The organism is Massilia sp. DJPM01, assembly GCF_030348125.1.
GTDB classification, from domain to species: Bacteria; Pseudomonadota; Gammaproteobacteria; order Burkholderiales; family Burkholderiaceae_D; genus Telluria_A; species Telluria_A frigida.
Window position 1 is genome coordinate 1 of the sequence record NZ_JAQOZV010000187.1, and the last position, 1,018, is coordinate 1,018.

A 1,018-nucleotide genomic window follows, 5' to 3' on the forward strand; every position below is an offset into this window, starting at 1 on the left:
GATTAATTCGGAACTGGTGAACCGCACTTGGGTATATGCAACCGCCGTGCCAGGTCGATCGTCGGACACGTCCCCCATGTATTTCAGTGTTCGCGATGTAAGACACCCACCGCATTGCGGGGGGCAGCGGGCACCATCCGCATGAAGCTGGAAACGATGGTGCTGACGGTGTCGAGCAGCGCGCAAAAGGGCGGCGTGCCCGGCATCGCCGCCATCTTGGGCACAAATAAGACCAGCGAACTGGTGCTGCTGGGCTATCCGCTGGCCATTACCCGGACGGCGGTCGATTTCGAGGTCGACCAAGCGACCAGCAGCGTGCATTGCTGCGCCCAGATGGAAACGGTCCGCAGGACGGGTGTCGAAGTGGAAGCGTTCACTGCCATCCAGGTCAGCCTGCTGACAATTTACGACATGTCACTGCCATCCAGTGCGGCCTGCTGACAATTTATGACATGTGCAAGGCGGTCGACCGCAGCATGGTCACGAGCAATGTGCGGGTGCTGGAAAAACAGGGCGGCAAGTCGGACGACTGGCATGCCGCGATTGACGGCTGACGGCGACGGCGCGTGAATTGGCGAGCTTGCCCATGCCCCGCGCGGGACAATCACCCGGGTGTTGACCGGACAGGCTGCGGTCGCGTATTTCACGCTTGATGCCATCCATCGCGCACGTCCAGCGACCGGCGTCGCCGCGCGACCAGATGACTTTTTGGCCGTCCCCGTGGCCGGACCGGCCTTGGTGGTGCAGATGATATCGGCTTTGCCATTGTCGGCCGCAGTGACGCTGAGCGTGCAGTTCGGGGGCAGGGGCGCCGGAACGGGGAACATCGATGGTGTTTTTCGATATCCATGGTGGGCGTCATGATGATTCAGTATCAATGCCGGCTGTGCCGACGGCCACTGCGCAGCGAGGGAATTTGATGCCAACGGCCCGCAGCCGGGCGGCGAGGACGAAAACTGGTCAGCGCAGCCCAGTGCTTGCCCGATGGCGCACTGAGCTTCGCTGAGTGATTACTTAG

The 1,018-nt window shown here is 61.7% G+C and carries 2 protein-coding genes; both read left to right on the forward strand.

The window, feature by feature from the left end; translation table 11 throughout:
* The first annotated feature begins 141 nt into the window (after window positions 1-141).
* Window positions 142-441, forward strand: coding sequence for a cyclic pyranopterin monophosphate synthase MoaC (locus tag PO883_RS34550; RefSeq protein WP_308606887.1), 300 nt, complete (start codon window positions 142-144; stop codon window positions 439-441).
* Between the two features lie 11 nt (window positions 442-452).
* A complete protein-coding gene (locus tag PO883_RS35005) occupies window positions 453-554 on the forward strand; it encodes a hypothetical protein (protein WP_308606889.1) in 102 nt (33 codons plus the stop codon).
* The last annotated feature ends 464 nt before the right edge of the window (window positions 555-1,018 follow it).